Below are 16,245 nucleotides of genomic sequence, written 5' to 3'. Positions count from 1 at the left end.
TCTGGGCGCGGTCTCTGCCCAACCCCTTGATGGGCAGCGCGGATGTGTGCGGGGGCGGGCCCTCGCGGCCCGCCCCCGGTGGTGCGGTCAGTCGTGGACGTGCAGTGGCTTGCCCGCCAGCGCGAGGTGCGCCTCGCCCAGCGCCTCGGACTGGCTCGGGTGCGGGTGGATCAGCTGGGCCACCTCGGAGGGCAGCGCCTCCCAGTTGTAGATCAGCTGTCCCTCGGCGATCAGCTCGCCGACGCGGCTGCCGACCATGTGGACGCCCAGTACCCGGCCGTCCTTCTCGGCGATGACCTTCACCGCGCCCTGCGTCTGCAGGATCTGGCTCTTGCCGTTGCCCGCGAGGCTGTAGTTCATCTCCACGACGTCGTGTCCGCGCTCCTTGGCGACCTTGGTGGTCAGGCCCACGGACGCGACCTCGGGCTCGCAGTAGGTGACGCGGGGGACGCCGTCGTAGTCGATCGCGGGCGGGTTCTGCCCGGCGATGTGCTCGGCGACGAAGATGCCCTCGGCGAAGCCGACGTGGGCGAGCTGGAGGGTGGGGATGAGGTCGCCCACGGCGTAGACGTTGCCCACGCCGGTGTGCAGGTTCTCGTCCACCTGGACGAAACCGCGGTCCAGGGTGACGCCCTGCTCCTCGTAGCCCAGGCCCTCCGAGACCGGCCCGCGGCCGATGGCCACCAGCAGGACCTCCGCCTCCAGGGTCTTGCCGCCCTTGAGGGTGACGGTCACGCCGGAGCCGGTGGTCTTGACCGACTCGAACGGGGTGCCCAGCTCGTACTTGATCTTGCGCTTGCGGAAGGCGCGCTCCAGCAGCTTGGAGCTGGACTCCTCCTCCACCGGCACCAGGTGCGGCAGGGCCTCGACGATGGTGACGTCGGCGCCGTAGGAGCGCCACACGCTGGCGAACTCCACGCCGATCACTCCGCCGCCCAGGACGATGACCGACTCCGGCACGCGGTCCAGGTCGAGGGCCTGGTCGCTGGTCATGACCTTCTCGCCGTCGATGTCCAGCCCCAGGGTCTTGGGCTGGGAACCGGTGGCCAGGAGGACGTTGCGGCCCTTGTAGACCGTGCCGTCGACGGTGACCTCGTCCTTGCCGGTGAGCTTGCCCTCACCCGCGACGACGGTGATCCCGCGCGACTTGACCAGGCCGGTCAGGCCCTTGAACAGGCCGCCGATCACCTTGTCCTTGTAGGTGTGCACGGCCTCGATGTCGATGCCCTCGAACGTGGCCTTGACCCCGAAGCTCTCGCTCTCCTTGGCGGAGTCGGCGACCTCGGCCGAGTGCAGCAGGGCCTTGGTGGGGATGCAGCCGCGGTGCAGGCAGGTGCCGCCGAGCTTGTCTTTCTCGATCAGGACGACGCTCATGTCCAGCTCCGCGGCGCGCAGTGCCGCCGCGTAGCCGCCGCTGCCGCCGCCAAGGACGACGAGGTCGAAGGTGCCGCCGCTCTCACTCACGGGAACGAACTCCTTGTTGTGGCTGGTGATGGGTGGTGGGCCGCGGCCGGGCCCCGCACGGGCGGAGGGAGGGTGTGCGCGGCCGCGGTGGCCGGGAGGGGCGGCGCTCCGGCTCGGGGAGGGCCGCCCCCTGGGCGGGTGCTACCCGGCGTACTCCTCGGCGATGCGGACCAGGGTGCGCGTGCCCGCGCCGGTGCCGCCCTTCGGGGTGTAGCCGTGCGGACCGCCCTGGTTGAAGGACGGGCCGGCGATGTCGAGGTGCGCCCACGTGACGCCCTCCTCGATGAACTCCCTGAGGAAGACGCCCGCGGAGAGCATGCCGCCCCAGCGCTCGCCGGCCACGTTGGCGATGTCGGCGACCGCGGAGTCCAGGCCCGCGCGCAGCTCCTCGGGCAGGGGCATCGGCCAGGAGGCCTCGCCCGCCTCGGCGGCCGCGGCGACGATCCGGTCGCGCGCCTCGTCGTCGTTGGACATGACCGCGAACACCCGGGTGCCGAGCGCGACCAGCTGGGCGCCGGTCAGGGTGGCGATGTCCACGACCAGGTCGGGCTCGTCCTCCTGCGCCCGCACGAGGGCGTCGGCCATGACCAGGCGGCCCTCGGCGTCGGTGTTGAGCACCTCGACGGTCTTGCCGCCGTAGATGGTCAGCACGTCGGAGGGGCGCTGGGCGGTGCCGCTGGGCATGTTCTCGGCCACGGCCAGGTAGCCGACGACGTTGACCCGCAGGTTCAGGGCGGCGATGGCGCGCATGGCGGCGAGCACGGAGGCGGCGCCGGCCATGTCGGACTTCATCCAGTCCATCGAGCCCGCGGGCTTGAGGGACAGGCCGCCGGAGTCGAACGTGATGCCCTTGCCGACGAAGGCGACGGTCCTGGTGGCCTCGGGGTGACTGTGGGCCAGGCGGACCAGGCGGGGCGGGTTGGCCGAGCCCTGGCCGACGCCGGTCAGGCCGCCGTAGCCGCCCTCGGACAGGGCGGCCTCGTCCAGGACCTCGACGCGCAGGCCGGACTGCTGGGCGATCTCCTGGGCGGTGGCGGCCAGGTCCTCGGGGACCAGGTCGGCCGGTGCGGTGTTGACCAGGTCGCGGGCGAGGTTGACGGCCTCGGCCAGGACGGCGGCGCGCTCGGCGGCGTCCGCGGCGTCCGCGGTGGAGCTGGCCAGGACCAGCTCGGCGGCGGGCTTGTCCTTGGCGCCGGTGCGGTACCGGTCGAAGCCGTAGACACCGAGACGGGCACCGAGGGCGACGGCGCCGGCCTCGGCGGCGGTCCCGGCGGGCAGGGCCAGGACGACGCGGCCCGCGCCCTCGGGACGCGAGGTCAGCGAGCGCAGCGCGGCACCGGCGGCGCGGGACAGGATGTCGGGGTCGACGGGGCCCTCGGCGGGCGCCGGGCCGAGACCGACCGCGACGACGACCGGGGCCTTGACGGCTCCGAGGGAGGCAAGGGTGTGCACCTCCTCGGGGGCGCCGCTCGCTCCCAGGAGCGACAGGGTCTGGGCGAGGCCGCCGGAGAAGGCGGCATCGACGTCATGAGCGCCCGACGCGGGCTCCGGAGCATCGCCTCCGGAGTGGTAACCGACGACAACCGCGTCGGCGTCGAGCGAACTGGGGGACTCCGTATTTACTGACAACGACGTGCTCACGTCCCCGATGCTAGTCGCCTCGCGCGCCCGGCGGGGACGCGGCGCCCCGGGTCCGCGGGGGCCCTGGCGCGGCGCTGCGGGGGGTCGCGGGAGCCGGGGGTGTGCGGGGTCGGCTCCGGCCCGCGCGCGCGGCGAGGGTGCCTCTGGCCGCCGGTGAAGGGTGCCGTGGGCCGCCTCCGGGGCGGACTCCGCATTCCCGCGTGGGAGAACCGTGAAACCTGTGTGAAAAAATGTGATGATCGCGACATCGGGAACCCTTGGCTGGGTTACCAGCTGGTAGGAAACCGCCTGGTGGGACGCCGCACGGCCCGCGGACCGGGGCCGTGAATCCCCGTGCCGGTCCTCACAGCCGGGCCGCGGCCGCCGCGGCCACCACCAGCGCCGTCGTCACCGCCGTCTCCGCCAGCGCGCCCAGCACGTCGCCCGTGACACCGCCCAGCCGCCGCACCGCCCGGCGCAGCACGAGGCCCGCCGCGAGCAGGCCCGCCGCCGCGGCGAGCACGCAGGCCAGCGCGAACCCCGGAGCGTGCGCCCAGCCCGCCAGGCACACCAGCAGAACGGGTGCGGCGGCCAGCAGCGCGCCCGGAGGGCGCACGGTCCCCGCCACGAACGCGCCCAGCCCCTCGGGCCGCGCCGAGGGCACGCGCGGAGTGCACGCCAGGGTCACGGCCAGCCGCCCCGCGGCCCCGGCCGCCGCCGCGCCCGCCAGCGCCGCCTCCGTCGAGGCCTGCGCCAGCTGGCCCAGGGCCAGGGCCTGCGCGGCGAGCACGATCACCAGGGTGACCACGCCGAACGGACCGATGTCGGACCGCCGCATCACCTCCAGGGCGCCCTCGGCCGGACGCGCGCTGCCCAGCCCGTCGGCCAGGTCGGCCAGGCCGTCCAGGTGCAGCCCCCGCGTCAGCAGCGCCCCCAGCCCGACGGCGAGCACCGCCGCCAGCGCGGCGGACAGGCCGACCGCCGTCCCGAGCACGGCCGCGGCGCCGGTGAGGCCGCCCAGGAACGCGCCCAGCACCGGCGCCCACACCATCGCCCACCCGGCCACGCGGCGGTCCAGCCGCCCCGCGCGCACCGGGAACACGGTGAACGTCCCCAGCGCCATCCGGGCCCCCGCGACCGCGTCGGCGGCGCGGGAGGGGCCGGGGGAGGAACGGCCCGGCGCGGAGCCGCCCGGGGGAGGAGCGTCCGCCGGGGAGCCGTTCGAGGGAGGCCCGTCCGAGGAAGGGTCTTCCGGAGGGGGACCGGCGGCACCGCTCACCGAATCTCCCGGAGGATGTCCCGGCCTTCAGGCCGGGGAGGAATCCGGGCAGGCAGCCCGCACTTTTCCCGTTGTGCCTTACCCATGCTCTCCCTTGGTGTAATTTTTGCCGTGTGCGGACGGCGTACAAGTGCCGGGCTTACCCGGACCCCGAACAAGCGGCTCAGCTGGGCCGCACGTTCGGATGCGTGCGCCTGGTCTGGAACAGGACCCTCGCTGACCGCCACACCGCCTACCAGCGCGGCGAGAAAACGTCGTACAAGCAGACCGACCAGGCGCTGACGGGGTGGAAGAAAACCCCGGAGTTGGCGTTCTTGTCCCAGGTGTCCTCGGTGCCGTTGCAGCAGATCCTGCGCCACCAACACAGCGCGTTCGCGAACTTCTTCGCGGGCCGCGCCAAGTACCCCCGGTTCAAGACCCGGCAGGGGCGGCAGTCGGCGCACTACACCCGGTCGGCGTTTCGCCTCCGCGACGGTGAGTTGTTCCTGGCCAAGCACAAGAGGCCGCTGAAGGTGGCCTGGTCCTTCGACGACGTGGACCTCGCGTCGCTGGAGGCGACCACGGTGGTCGTCTCGCGTGAGGCGGACGGGCGCTGGTATGTCACCTTCGCCGTGGACACCGACGCCCCTGCCCCCGTACCGGACATCGGGGTCGAGGTGGGTGTGGACCTGGGGGTGAAGGACTTCGCGACCCTGTCCACGGGCGAGAAGATTGCCAACCCTCGCCATCTGGAGCGCAAGGCCCGCAACCTCAAGCGGTACCAGCGGCGCATGGCCCGCAAGGTGAAGGACTCGGCCAACCGCGGTAAGGCCAAGCGCAAAGTCGCGGCCGCGTACCGCAAGGTCCGCCACGCCCGCGCTGACTTCCTGCACAAGACCACCACGCGTTTGGTGCGTGAGCACGACCTGATCGCGATCGAGGACCTGAACGTGCGGGGCATGACGGCCAGCGCGCGCGGTAGCACCCAAGCCCCGGGCCGCAACGTGCATGCCAAGGCGGGGCTGAACCGGTCGGTTCTGGACGCTGGCCTGGGTGAGTTCCGCCGCCAACTGGAGTACAAGGCCGCACGTGCGGGCCGCACGCTGGTGGTGGTGGATCGGTGGTTTCCTTCCAGCAAGACCTGCTCTGCGTGTGGGTATCTGCTGGACAAGCTTTCGTTGGGCACCCGGGTGTGGATGTGTCCTTCCTGTCGCACCCGGCATGATCGGGATCTCAACGCGGCGAAGAACGTTCTTGCGGCTGGTCGAGTCGCAGCCAGGGAGAACCCTGGTGATACCTGTGGAGCTGGTGTGAGTCGGCAAGGGTTCTCCCTTCCGCGGTCGGCGTCGAAGCAGGAAACCGGGCCCGTGAGGGTGGCCGCGCGAGCGGCACCGGACTGTTAGGTTCGGTCGGAATCCCCCTCCTTCGAGGAGGGGGAGGAAGTCAAGACAGCTCCAGGACGCGGCCCGCAGTCACCAGCACCACGTCCTCGGACTCGGCGCCGATCCACTGGTTCAACCGGCCCAGGTGGTCGCGGAACAGTCCCCCCGCGCGGGTGGCGGGCACCACGCCCGACCCCACCTCGTTGGTGACCGCCACGACGTAGGCCTGGGTGGAACGCCAGGCCTCCAGCAGTCCGTGGACCGCCACCTCCACCTCGTCCTCCGCGTCGGGGGGAGGGCTCTCCTCCCACAGCCCCGCCTCACCCATCACCCAGGTCAGCCAGGTGCCCAGGCAGTCCACCAGGACCGCGCCCCGGGCGCCCTTGAGCAGCGCGGCCAGGTCGGTGCTCTGCTCGGTGCGCCACCACCAGGGGCGGCGCCGCACGTGCCGGGCCACCCGGTCGGCCCAGTCCGGGTCCGCGACCGGGTCGGGTACCGGACCGGTCGCCGCGTACAGCACCTTCGGCTCCGACATCAGGCGCAGTTCCGCCTCGGTGGACTTGCCCGAGCGCGCGCCCCCGGTCACCAGGGTCCGGTGCGGCCCGCGCGGTCGCGACTCCGGCCACACCACCGGAGGGCACGACAGGACCTGTCCGTCACCCGGCACCAGGGCGCCCCACAGCCGGGCCCGGCGGGCGAACTCCTCGGGGGAGCGGACGCGGTGGTCGCCGCCGACCGCCACGACGGCCGTGGTCACCCCGATCACGCCCGAGCGGCGCAGTTCGCCGATGACCTCCGGGCGCTGCGCGGCGTCCACGATGACCATGTCCACCTGCTGCTCGGGGCGGGTGGAGGAGTAGCCGGAGGAGCCCTCGGCGCGCGCCTCCACAGGGGGGACCCCGGGTAGGGGACCCGGGCCCGTGCGCGCGTACATCAGCCTGCCCCCGTCGGGGCCCTCGACCAGGACGCCGTCGGGGGTCGGGGTCACCGAGTACCCAGGGGGCACCGGGCCGACCGCCCCGGCCTCGCGGACGCGGAAGCGGTCGTCCACCGTCACGCGCAGGGGCAGTCGGCGCTCGGCGAGGGCCTTGTTGCAGGAGGCGCAGGTGCACTGGGGGGCGGGCCACCCCGAGTGCCCGGCTGTCCCGAGAAAACGGATACGCACCAAAAAAGTAAACAGCATCATCCGCCAAGCCTTGGCTAAGCTCGGGCCAGGATCACGGTGACCGGTGCTGTGACCTCCGTGACGAAGGGGCGGTCGAACATGGCGTGGACCTGGCGGTACTTCGAGGCCGACGGAGCCGACCCGCTGGGGGCGGCGGACCTGCCCTCGGAGTCGTTCACCTCGCGTGGCGACGCGGAGAGCTGGCTGGGGGAGAACTGGCAGGAGCTCGCCGAGGGCGGCGTGGGGCGCGTCGCCCTGCTCGACGGTGACAAGGAGGTCTACGCGATGTCCCTGGAGCCCGTCGAGTAGCACCCGCCCGGGGCGGGGAGGGCCTCCGGTAACGTCCGGGACAATGGAGGCATGATCCCACCGCTGCGCAACATGGCGGTCCTGGAACTGGTCAACATCCCCCTGTTCGCGGTGGTGCTGTTCCTCCTCCTGGGCGTGCCCGCCTCACCCGCCAACCTGGTCGGCTTCGCTCTCTTCGCCCTGCTGCTGGTGGAGGGCAGCGCCTACTGGTGGGTCAAGGTGCGCCAGCTGCGCACGCGGGCCCGCCGCCCGGCGGGGATGGCGCTCTTCCGCGCCCTGAGGTTGGCCAACATCCCGCTGTTCCTCGCGGGCGGCGCGGTGGTGGCCGCGGCCCTGATCGGTGACGCCCCGTGGACGAGGGTGTGGCCGGGCCTGGGCCTGTGGCTCTTCGCGCTCCTGGAGCACGTCAACTACTTCCACGTCCAGCTGTCCCACCAGACACGCGCCGACCTGGCGCGGCTGGCGCGTACCCGGCGCCTGCACCGCTCCCACCTGTCCCGTGACATGGCGCGCTGACCGACCCGGGCGCGGACGTTCGGCGGGGTCCTCTGGTCGCGGGTCAGCCGGTGCCGGAGAGGGAGCGGCGGCCCTGCCACGGCCAGCGATTCTCCAGCTCCACCTCCAGGGAGAAGCTGAGGAAGGTCCGGATGAGGACGATCCCGGCGAGCACCCCCACGCTGGCGAAGGTGGGCGACACCGCGACCGTGCGGATGATGTCACCGGCGACGAGCAGCTCCAGACCCAGCAGGATCGCCCGGCCCAGCCCCTGTCGGTAGGGCCGGTAGGCCGCGTCCAGCCCGTGTCCGCTGACCCACCGGTACAGGAACAGCGCGGTCGCGCCCAGCGCTCCGACGACGATGACGCCGACCCCGGCGACGTCGACGGCGGTGCCCACCGCCTCGATGACGTGTGCGATGTCCATGAGCCCCCTCTGTGCCGCGTGCGTGCGGGCCAGCAGCTACCCAGGGCTGGCGGCGTGACACCAGGAGGCGACCGGCCGCTTCGGACCGGGCGACCCGGCCAGCCGGAACGCGAACGGGCCCGGCCGCCCTGGGGGCGGCCGGGCCCGCAGTGTCGAACACGGATCGGAGGTATGGGGTCCTGACCTGCGATGATCTTGTGCTTACAGCCGGTGTCGGCGCTCGAACCTCGCTACAGGTACAAGATCACGGCGAAGGGTGCGGACCGGTGGCGGTCTAGCCGCGGATGTTCTCGGGGCTCTTGGTCAGCGCCGGGTCGCGCTGGACGCTGTCGCCCAGGACCTCGTCGATCCTCGCCATCAGATCGGCGTCCAGCCTGACCCCGGCCGCCTTGACGTTGCCCTCCACCTGCTCGGGGCGGGAGGCGCCGATGATCGCGGCCGACACGTTCGGGTTCTGCAGCACCCAGGCCACGGCCAACTGCGCCAGCGTCAGGCCCGCCTCGGCGGCCAGCGGTTCCAGCCTCTGCACGCGCTCCAGCAGGACCTGGTCCTTCATCTGGTCGCTCAGGAAGCGGCCGCCGCCGGGGTCGGCGGCGCGCGAACCGGCGGGCAGCTCCTGGCCGGGCTTGTACTTGCCGGTCAGGACACCGCCCTCGATCGGTGACCACACGATCTGGCCGACGCCCTCGCGCTCGGAGAGCGGGACGACCTCGGGCTCGATGACCCGCCACAGCATGTTGTACTTCGGCTGGTTGGAGACGATCCGGTCGAAGCCCATCTCGTCGGCGATCTTGAGCGCCTGCTCGATCTCCTCGGCGCGCCACTCGGAGACACCGACGTAGAGGACCTTGCCCTGGCGGACCAGGTCCTCGAAGGCCCGCACGGTCTCCTCCAGCGGGGTGGAGTAGTCGAACCGGTGGGCCTGGTACAGGTCCAGGTAGTCGGTCCCCAGACGGCGCAGGGAGTTCTCCACGCTGCGGACGATGTGCTTGCGGGACAGGCCCCGGTCGTTCTTGCCCTCGCCCGTGGGCCAGAAGACCTTGGAGAAGATCTCCAGCCCGTCGCGGCGCTCGCCCTTCAACGCGCGGCCGAGCACCTCCTCCGCCCTGCCCCCGGCGTAGCCGTCGGCGGTGTCGAACGTGGTGATACCGGCGTCCAGCGCCGCGCGGACACAGGCCTTGGCCGTGTCCTCCTCCACCTGGGATCCGTGCGTGATCCAGTTCCCGTAGGCGATCTCGCTGACCATGAGACCGCTGTTGCCCAGATGCCGAAATTCCATGTCGAGCACTCTAGTGGGGGATTGTGCTCGTTCGCGAGGTTCTGCGCCGCGCGAGTGGAAGCGCTCCCAAAGAGGGGGGAGCGAGGACTCGGGGAGGGAGTGAGGGGCCGGTGCTGTGACCGGCCCGGGCTCACGTCGTCGGGGAGGCGGTGGTGGGAGGCGTCAGCGCGTGTGGCGGGGCGTGGGGTCCTCGCGGATCTTGAGCCGCGGCTTGGGCAGGCGCAGGCGGCGGAACTGGAGCTGGCGCATGGCCGCGTACATCCCGATGCCCTTGATGGCGGAGTCGTCGGGGAAGTACTCGGCGGCGCGCTTCTTGACCGTGCGGCCCACCATGACACCCTCGGCGATGATGGTGACCATCATCAGCGGCCACAGAACGTAGGCCACGCCAATCTGGAACATCGGGTTGTTGACGAACAGCAGCGCGATGATCACGATCGAGAACGGCAGGAAGAACTCACTGGCGCTGCGGCGCGAGTCGACGAAGTCGCGGGCGAACGCCCGGGCCTCGCCGAGGTCCTGCTGCCGGTAGTAGCGCGCCTCGTCCTTGGGCACGCCCTTGATCGCGGAACTCGCGGTGCCCCTCCCGCGTTGGCGGTCGAGACGGTCCCGGTAGGCCCGGTAGGCCTCCTTGCGCGTCTCGGGCGCCTTGAGCGGTCGGCGGGGGGCCACCTCGGACTCCCTGCGCTTTGGGGTGGGCACACCCTTCTTGGGTGTGTATCCCTTAGGTTGGGTGGACTCAGTGGCCTCAGGGCTGGCGGATTCGGCGGAGGCCGGATCCGTGGCTGCGGAAGCGGAGCGACGTCGGAACACACCCACAGGGTAGCCGGTCATAGCTTTATGGCGACCGCGGGCCAGAGCGCGTAGGGTTGGGCAAAGCGCCCGCTGGGAACAGCCGATGTACGCACCGAGAAGGGGACGGCCACGCCGATGAGCGTGTTTCAGCGACTTTCGATGATCTTCAGGTCCAAGGCCAACAAGGCCTTGGACTCGGTCGAGGACCCAAGGGAAACGCTCGACTACTCTTACCAGAAGCAGCTTGAGCTCCTACAAAAGGTGCGACGGGGAGTGGCCGACGTCGCGACCTCCCGCAAGCGCGTCGAGCTCCAGATCCAGCAGCTGGAGCAGCAGTCCGGCAAGCTGGAGAACCAGAGCCGCGCCGCCCTGACCCAGGGACGTGAGGACCTCGCCCGCGAGGCCCTGACCCGCCGCTCCGGTCTGTCCCAGCAGATCGAGGACCTGCGCGGGCAGCACGCCAACCTCCAGGGCGAGGAGCAGAAGCTCACGATGGCGGCCCAGCGCCTCCAGAGCAAGGTGGACGCCTTCCGCACGCGCAAGGAGACCATCAAGGCCAACTACACCGCCGCCCAGGCCCAGACGCAGATCAGCGAGGCCTTCTCCGGTATCTCCGAGGAGATGGGCGACGTCGGCATGGCCGTCCAGCGCGCCGAGGACAAGACCGCCGAGATGCAGGCCCGCGCGGGCGCCGTGGACGAGCTCCTCGCCTCGGGTGCGCTCGACGACGTCACCGGCACCGCCAAGGACGACATCCAGAGCGAGCTGGACCGCATGGCCAGCACCACCGGCGTCGACGCCGAGCTGGAGCGCATGAAGATGGAGCTAGGCCAGGGCAGCGGCGGTTCCACCCCCCAGATCGAGGGCGGCAACGGCGCCGGGAACACCGGCGGCACCGGTAACAGGGAGGGCGCGTGATCGTCCGCATCATGGGTGAGGGACAGCTCGACCTCACCGACGCCGACCTCGAACTGCTCAACTCCTTCGACTCCGCGCTGGAGTCGGCGATCGAGTCGGGTGACGAGGACACGTTCCGCCGTGCCCTGCACGACCTCCTGGAGAGGGTCCGCGAGGACGGTCGGCCGCTGCCGCCCGACGCGCTGGAGCCCTCGCAGTTCATCCTCCCGCACGCCGACGCCACCATGGAAGAGGTGCGGGAGATGCTCCAGGACGACGGACTCATTCCCGGTTAGGACCGGCTTCTCCGTCCGGCGCACCGCCTCCGTCCAGGTGCGCCCGGACCGGCGAGTGCGCCCGGCGGGCCGGTTTTCGGCCGGCCGGTGCGGTGCTCGGTGCCCGCGCGCGTGTTTCCAGGCCGCCGTGACCACGTGTCACGGCGGCTTTCGTCTGGCCAGAAATGGTGCCAGTGTGATGTGTGGGGTGGGCCTGCGCACCTCTCCGGTCGGGGTCGTGTGGCGTGTGCCGCCCCCGGCCGAGGAACCCCGGCGGGACCCCCGTCCGTTGGACGTGGTGGAGGCGCAAGGGGAGAACAGGGGCCGCACCCGGTCCCGGAGGCCGGGACCGGTCGGGGGAGGACCGGCGAACACGCGGCGGACGGACCGCCTCATACCCTTTCTCACCTGGGCGAACTACACTCCGAGACAGTCGACGCGTCGGCGGAGAGGACTACGGCATGGCCGGATCCAAGTTCAGACCTGACCGGGGACTGACCGCCCGCATGGTGACGACCATGGGCCTGCTCGCCCTCGTCTACGCGGCCTTCGTCGTCGGGCTGGTCCTGGTGGGACTCAACGTGTGGCTGGTGCTGGTCATCGTCGTCGGGTTCGCGCTGTTCAGCTACTTCGCCTCCGACAGGATCGCCATGTTCGCCATGGGAGCCAAGGAGGTCACCCCGCAGCAGGCACCCGAGCTGCACGCCCTCATCGACCGGCTGTGCGCCATGGCGGACATGTCCAAGCCCCGCGTGGGGATCGCCGACACCGACGTGCCCAACGCCTTCGCCACCGGACACAACGAGAAGTCCGCGGTCGTGTGCGTGACCACCGGCCTCATGCGCCGCCTCGACGGCCCCGAGCTGGAGGCGGTCCTGGCGCACGAGCTGTCCCACATCGCCCACCGCGACGTCATGGTGATGACCGTCGCCGGGTTCCTCGGCATCGTGGCCGGGTTCCTGACCCAGGCCGGGCTGCGCTTCGCGATGTTCGCCGGGGCGACGCGCGGCAACAACAACGGGCCCGCACCGGCCGTGGTCGCCCTGCTCGTCGTGGTCGTCAGCGCCGCGGCCTGGGCGCTCAGCTTCCTGCTCACCCGGGCGCTGTCGCGCTACCGGGAGCTGTCGGCCGACCGCGCCGCCGCCTACCTCACCGGGCGCCCGTCCGTGCTGGGCAGCGCCCTGACCAAGATCACCGGCGACATGTCCCGCATCCCCACCCGTGACCTGCGCCAGGCGGAGCCGTTCAACGCCTTCTTCTTCGCTCCGGCCTCCTCCCGCAAGGGGTTCAGCTTCAGCCAGCTGGTCGCCACCCATCCGCCCGTGCAGCAGCGGCTGGAGCAGCTGTCCGACATCTCGCGCCAGCTCGGGCAGGGGCGCTGACCCCGTCCGCGGAGGCCTCCGGAGGGGACGACCGCGTCGGGCCGCTCCCTCCGGGAGCGGACGGCGGCCGTACCGATCCGTCCTGGAGCGGGGCCGATCCGGCCCGCGCGGAAACGACACGACCACGACGAGAGGACCGGCCACGATGAGCTTCTGGCGAGCGCTGTTCGGGCGCTCCGAACCGGCCCAGCCCGACCTCGACGCCCTGTTCGGCCTGCCCTCGGCGTCCGTCACCCTGCGGGCCGCCGCGGGCTTCACGCCCACCGGCACCGGCTCCGTCGCCTTCCGCGCCACGGAGGGAGCCGCCTTCGCCGACCTGGAGCGCGACGTCACCGAGCTGCTCAACGCCGACGGGGGACCGCCCGTCGGACAGGTCACCGACGACTACGGCTACACCTGGCTGGTGGTCCGCTCCGGCCAACCCGCCCAAGAGCCGGGCGGGGCCGCCGGCCCCGACATCACCGGCCTGGTGACCGACCTGCACGCCGTCAACTCCACCCTGGAGGCCAACGGCTACGGGCCCTCGCTCCTGTGCTCCCTGGTCGGCTTCACCGACGGCACGCGCTCGCTGGGGCTGGTCTACCTCTACAAGCGCGGCACCTTCTACCCCTTCGCCCCCCTCGGCGACGGCCGCCGGGACAACGCCCTGGAACTCCAGGCCGAGGCCGCCATCGGCCGCGACCTGCCCCTGGAGGAGGACCGCTCCCGCTGGTTCCCCGTCTACGGGGCGCCCGGCCTCTGACCAGCCGGGGGTACCCCGCACCGGGAGAAATGTGGCCTGGCACACTGGTGCGGTGCGTATCCTCATCGCTCCTGACAAGTTCGCCGGTACCCTCTCCGCCCTCGAAGCCGCGCAGGCGGTCGCCGACGGCTGGCACCGGACCGATCCCTCCGCCACGACGGACCTGCTGCCGCTCTCCGACGGAGGCCCCGGCTTCGTCGAGGTCCTGCACACGGCCCTCGGCGGCAAGGTGCACCGGACCGAGGTGACCGGCCCCCTCGGCGCGCCCGTGACCGCGGAGTACCTCCTGGACGGCGACACCGCCTACGTGGAGAGCGCCCAGGCCTGCGGTCTCCACCTGGTGCCCGCCGGTGACCGAGACCCCGGCCGCACCACCACCCACGGCGTCGGAGAGCTGGTCGCCCACGCGGTCCGCTCCGGTGCCCGCACCGTCGTCGTCGGCCTCGGCGGCAGCTCCACCAACGACGCCGGAGCCGGTCTCCTGGCCGCCCTGGGCGCCACCCCCGCCGACCGCCTCAGCCACGGCGGCGGCCCCCTGGCCGGCCCCGGGGACGTCGACCTCGACGCGGCCCGCCAGGCCCTGGCCGGGGTCCGCGTCGTCGCCGCCACCGACGTCGACAACCCTCTGCTGGGCATCCACGGAGCCAGCGCGGTCTTCGGCCCCCAGAAGGGCGCCGATCCCGACCAGGTGCAGCGCCTGGACGCCGCCCTCACCGCCTTCGCCGACCGCGTCGACCCCGCGGGCGCCGTCCGCGACACCCCCGGAGCCGGAGCCGCGGGCGGCCTGGGCTTCGCCCTGCTCCTGCTCGGCGGCACCGTCGAGTCGGGCATCAGCCGGGTCCTGGACTCCGTGCGCCTGGCCGAGCGCCTCTCGGGGGCCGACCTGGTCATCACCGGCGAGGGCTCCTTCGACTCCCAGTCCCTGCGAGGCAAGCTGCCCCACGGCGTCGCCCAGGCCGCCAACAAGCACGGCGTCCCCTGCGTCGTCACCGCGGGCGCGGTCAAGGTCGGCCGCGCCGAGGCGGCCGCCGCCGGGATCACCGAGACCTACTCCCTCGTGGAGTCCTCGGGCTCGGTCGAGGCCGCCATGACCCGCTCCGCGGACGAGCTGCGCGCCCTGGCCGCCGACATCGCCCGCCGCTGGGCCCGCTGAGTCCCGGGTGACGCCTGGTTTCGGGTGACCCCGGGCCTCAGTGGGCGCTGAACCCCGTCGAACACGGCGGGGGGTGGAGACGGCTCCGGGCCGACCCGCCCCCCGCCTCTCGTTTTCCCGCGTCCCCAGCGTCTTCCGTGTCGCGGCGTGCGGCCGTCCGGTGCGGGGCGCGCACAAGAGAGAGCGGCGCCCCGGGAGAACCTCCTCCCGGGGCGCCGCTCCGTGCCGTGACGGATCAGGCCGTGTGCGACGCGGGCCGCTGCGAGCCGTTACTCCTCCAGGGCGTGCTCCTCGTAGGCCAGGATCTCGTGGCCGTCCTCCCCGTAGTGGAAGATCTCGAAGGTGGCGGCGGTCGGGTCACCGTTGTCGTTGAAGTCGATGTTGCCGCTGACGCCCTGGTAGTTGATCTCCTCACCGTCGGCCAGCAGGTCGCGGCACTCGGCGAAGGTGCCGCACTCGGTGCCCTCGGGACGGCTGACGTTGGGCAGCTCGGCGACGTACTCGGACGGGTTCACGCTGCCCGCGGCCTCGGCTGCCAGGGCGATCACGGTGACGCAGTCGTAGACCTGCGGGGCGAACTGGAAGACCTCGAGGTCCTCGGCGAAGCTGGTCAGGCCCTCCGTGAACTCGGGGTTGTCGGCGCTGGGGGCGATACCGGTGATGCCGGTGACGCTCTCGGGGTTGTCGGCGCTGACGGTCTCGCCCAGGTTCGGGTCGTTGAGGCCGTCGGTGACGTAGAGCTGCTCGCCCTCGACATCGCTCTCCAGGAGCTGGGCGATGACCTGCGCCCCCTCCTCGAAGGCGATGAGCGCGACGGCGTCCGGCTCCTCGCTGGTGACGCTGGTGACGACCGAGTCGAAGGTGGTGGCCAGCGGGTCGTAGGTCTCGTTGACCACGACCTGGGCGCCCAGGCTCTCCAGTTCGGCCTGGAGGGCGCCCGCGTAGCCGCCGCCGTAGTCGTCGGCGCGCGCGACGATGGCGATGTTCTGGTTGCCGTTCTCGACCATCGTGCGGGCCATCACGACGGCGGAGAGCAGGTCGCTCGGCGCGGTGCGGAAGTAGTAGCCGTTGTCCTCGATCTCGCTCAGCTCGGCGGCGGTGTTGGAGCCCGAGCACTGGACGATCTCGGCACCGGTGATGGTGTCGTAGGTCGCCTGCGTCATGCCGGAGGCGGCGGCGCCGATGACGGCGTTCACCTGGTCGGAGACGAGGTTGTTGGCGGCCTCGTTGGCCTGGGCGTTGTCGCCGGCCTCGTCGCCCTCGACCAGGGCGGGGACGTCGGTGCCGAGAATGCCGCCGGCCCCGTTGATCTCGGAGATCGCGTACTCGGCGGCGCGGAGCTGGGGCGGGCCGAGGAAGGCGAGGTTGCCGGTCTGCGGGTAGAGGATGCCGTAGGTGAACTCCTCACCGCCCTCACCGCCGCCGCCTCCTTCGCCCCCGTCGCTGCCACACGCGGTCAGGCCGAGGACGAGGGCCGCGGTTGCGGCAGTGAGGCCTAGGACCTTCTTGCTAGCCATGATCGTGGTCACTCCGTTCAACCGGCGAAGCACGCGCTGCGCGGGGCAGGCGTGCCATGAGCATGCGCGTCCTGAATGTCCGTGA

At 72.0% G+C, this 16,245-nt stretch carries 16 protein-coding genes; 8 read left to right on the top strand and 8 right to left on the bottom strand.

Going from position 1 to position 16,245, the window contains the following annotated elements:
• Nucleotides 1-87 precede the first annotated feature (87 nt).
• From lpdA to ACSIH6_RS01295, 3 genes are all read right to left on the bottom strand, one after another.
• Nucleotides 88-1,464 (bottom strand): dihydrolipoyl dehydrogenase, encoded by a 1,377-nt coding sequence (gene lpdA, locus ACSIH6_RS01305; protein ID WP_435105697.1) that lies wholly within the window; start codon nt 1,462-1,464, stop codon nt 88-90.
• Nucleotides 1,465-1,605: 141 nt separating this feature from the next.
• Nucleotides 1,606-3,105, bottom strand: a complete 1,500-nt coding sequence (locus tag ACSIH6_RS01300; protein ID WP_435105694.1) for a leucyl aminopeptidase — start codon at nt 3,103-3,105, stop codon at nt 1,606-1,608.
• 343 nt (nt 3,106-3,448) lie between these two features.
• Nucleotides 3,449-4,207 (bottom strand): adenosylcobinamide-GDP ribazoletransferase, encoded by a 759-nt coding sequence (locus ACSIH6_RS01295; protein WP_435105691.1) that lies wholly within the window; start codon nt 4,205-4,207, stop codon nt 3,449-3,451.
• Nucleotides 4,208-4,476: 269 nt separating this feature from the next.
• Between ACSIH6_RS01295 and ACSIH6_RS01290 the strand changes: the two genes are divergently transcribed.
• Nucleotides 4,477-5,745 carry an RNA-guided endonuclease InsQ/TnpB family protein gene (locus tag ACSIH6_RS01290; protein ID WP_435105688.1) on the top strand — a complete coding sequence of 423 codons (1,269 nt, stop codon included), beginning with the start codon at nt 4,477-4,479 and terminating at the stop codon, nt 5,743-5,745.
• Between the two features lie 40 nt (nt 5,746-5,785).
• Here ACSIH6_RS01290 and ACSIH6_RS01285 read toward each other — a convergent pair whose 3' ends face one another.
• Nucleotides 5,786-6,781, bottom strand: a complete 996-nt coding sequence (locus ACSIH6_RS01285; protein WP_435105967.1) for a bifunctional adenosylcobinamide kinase/adenosylcobinamide-phosphate guanylyltransferase — start codon at nt 6,779-6,781, stop codon at nt 5,786-5,788.
• Nucleotides 6,782-6,988: 207 nt separating this feature from the next.
• Here ACSIH6_RS01285 and ACSIH6_RS01280 point away from each other — a divergent pair, with 207 nt between their 5' ends.
• Entirely contained in the window at nt 6,989-7,198 is a 210-nt protein-coding gene (locus ACSIH6_RS01280) for a hypothetical protein (RefSeq protein ID WP_435105686.1), read from the top strand.
• 51 nt (nt 7,199-7,249) lie between these two features.
• Nucleotides 7,250-7,714: a hypothetical protein gene (locus tag ACSIH6_RS01275; RefSeq protein WP_435105684.1), complete on the top strand. Its 465-nt coding sequence runs from the start codon at nt 7,250-7,252 to the stop codon at nt 7,712-7,714.
• A 43-nt stretch (nt 7,715-7,757) separates the two neighbouring features.
• Here ACSIH6_RS01275 and ACSIH6_RS01270 read toward each other — a convergent pair whose 3' ends face one another.
• The 3 genes from ACSIH6_RS01270 to ACSIH6_RS01260 form a co-directional block, all read right to left on the bottom strand.
• The gene (locus ACSIH6_RS01270; RefSeq protein WP_061078537.1) at nt 7,758-8,120 is read right to left on the bottom strand and encodes a DUF1622 domain-containing protein; all 363 of its coding nucleotides are present in this window, start codon (nt 8,118-8,120) and stop codon (nt 7,758-7,760) included.
• A 274-nt stretch (nt 8,121-8,394) separates the two neighbouring features.
• Nucleotides 8,395-9,399: an aldo/keto reductase family protein gene (locus tag ACSIH6_RS01265; protein ID WP_435105682.1), complete on the bottom strand. Its 1,005-nt coding sequence runs from the start codon at nt 9,397-9,399 to the stop codon at nt 8,395-8,397.
• Nucleotides 9,400-9,561: 162 nt separating this feature from the next.
• A complete protein-coding gene (locus tag ACSIH6_RS01260) occupies nt 9,562-10,233 on the bottom strand; it encodes a DUF3043 domain-containing protein (RefSeq protein ID WP_435105680.1) in 672 nt (223 codons plus the stop codon).
• 96 nt (nt 10,234-10,329) lie between these two features.
• Between ACSIH6_RS01260 and ACSIH6_RS01255 the strand changes: the two genes are divergently transcribed.
• The 5 genes from ACSIH6_RS01255 (at nt 10,330) to ACSIH6_RS01235 (ending at nt 14,643) form a co-directional block, all read left to right on the top strand.
• The gene (locus tag ACSIH6_RS01255) at nt 10,330-11,112 is read left to right on the top strand and encodes a PspA/IM30 family protein (RefSeq protein WP_435105678.1); all 783 of its coding nucleotides are present in this window, start codon (nt 10,330-10,332) and stop codon (nt 11,110-11,112) included.
• On the top strand, nt 11,109-11,387 hold the full coding sequence (pspAA, locus tag ACSIH6_RS01250; protein WP_150253716.1) for a PspA-associated protein PspAA: 279 nt from the start codon (nt 11,109-11,111) through the stop codon (nt 11,385-11,387). The genes ACSIH6_RS01255 and pspAA overlap by 4 nt, the downstream gene beginning before the upstream one ends.
• 440 nt (nt 11,388-11,827) lie before the next feature.
• Nucleotides 11,828-12,748: a zinc metalloprotease HtpX gene (htpX, locus tag ACSIH6_RS01245; RefSeq protein ID WP_435105676.1), complete on the top strand. Its 921-nt coding sequence runs from the start codon at nt 11,828-11,830 to the stop codon at nt 12,746-12,748.
• 145 nt (nt 12,749-12,893) lie between these two features.
• Entirely contained in the window at nt 12,894-13,490 is a 597-nt protein-coding gene (gene pspAB / locus ACSIH6_RS01240) for a PspA-associated protein PspAB (RefSeq protein ID WP_435105674.1), read from the top strand.
• A gap of 52 nt (nt 13,491-13,542) precedes the next feature.
• Nucleotides 13,543-14,643, top strand: a complete 1,101-nt coding sequence (locus ACSIH6_RS01235) for a glycerate kinase family protein (protein ID WP_435105672.1) — start codon at nt 13,543-13,545, stop codon at nt 14,641-14,643.
• A 269-nt stretch (nt 14,644-14,912) separates the two neighbouring features.
• Here ACSIH6_RS01235 and ACSIH6_RS01230 read toward each other — a convergent pair whose 3' ends face one another.
• The gene (locus ACSIH6_RS01230; RefSeq protein WP_435105670.1) at nt 14,913-16,160 is read right to left on the bottom strand and encodes an ABC transporter substrate-binding protein; all 1,248 of its coding nucleotides are present in this window, start codon (nt 16,158-16,160) and stop codon (nt 14,913-14,915) included.
• Nucleotides 16,161-16,245: the final 85 nt, after the last annotated feature.

Source organism: Nocardiopsis synnemataformans (assembly GCF_965343085.1).
Taxonomy (GTDB): Bacteria; Actinomycetota; Actinomycetes; order Streptosporangiales; family Streptosporangiaceae; genus Nocardiopsis; species Nocardiopsis alborubida.
Note: the sequence above shows the minus strand (reverse complement) of the source record. Positions and strands in the feature narration are given on the sequence as shown.

Excerpts from the sequence above, each read along its gene's own strand:
- htpX (WP_435105676.1), top strand. The coding sequence starts at position 11,828 with ATGGCCGGATCCAAGTTCAGACCTGACCGGGGACTGACCGCCCGCATG.
- pspAB (WP_435105674.1), top strand. The coding sequence starts at position 12,894 with ATGAGCTTCTGGCGAGCGCTGTTCGGGCGCTCCGAACCGGCCCAGCCC.
- ACSIH6_RS01280 (WP_435105686.1), top strand. The coding sequence starts at position 6,989 with ATGGCGTGGACCTGGCGGTACTTCGAGGCCGACGGAGCCGACCCGCTG.
- ACSIH6_RS01255 (WP_435105678.1), top strand. The coding sequence starts at position 10,330 with ATGAGCGTGTTTCAGCGACTTTCGATGATCTTCAGGTCCAAGGCCAAC.
- ACSIH6_RS01230 (WP_435105670.1), bottom strand. The coding sequence starts at position 16,160 with ATGGCTAGCAAGAAGGTCCTAGGCCTCACTGCCGCAACCGCGGCCCTC.
- ACSIH6_RS01265 (WP_435105682.1), bottom strand. The coding sequence starts at position 9,399 with ATGGAATTTCGGCATCTGGGCAACAGCGGTCTCATGGTCAGCGAGATC.
- ACSIH6_RS01270 (WP_061078537.1), bottom strand. The coding sequence starts at position 8,120 with ATGGACATCGCACACGTCATCGAGGCGGTGGGCACCGCCGTCGACGTC.
- ACSIH6_RS01260 (WP_435105680.1), bottom strand. The coding sequence starts at position 10,233 with ATGACCGGCTACCCTGTGGGTGTGTTCCGACGTCGCTCCGCTTCCGCA.
- ACSIH6_RS01295 (WP_435105691.1), bottom strand. The coding sequence starts at position 4,207 with ATGGCGCTGGGGACGTTCACCGTGTTCCCGGTGCGCGCGGGGCGGCTG.
- ACSIH6_RS01275 (WP_435105684.1), top strand. The coding sequence starts at position 7,250 with ATGATCCCACCGCTGCGCAACATGGCGGTCCTGGAACTGGTCAACATC.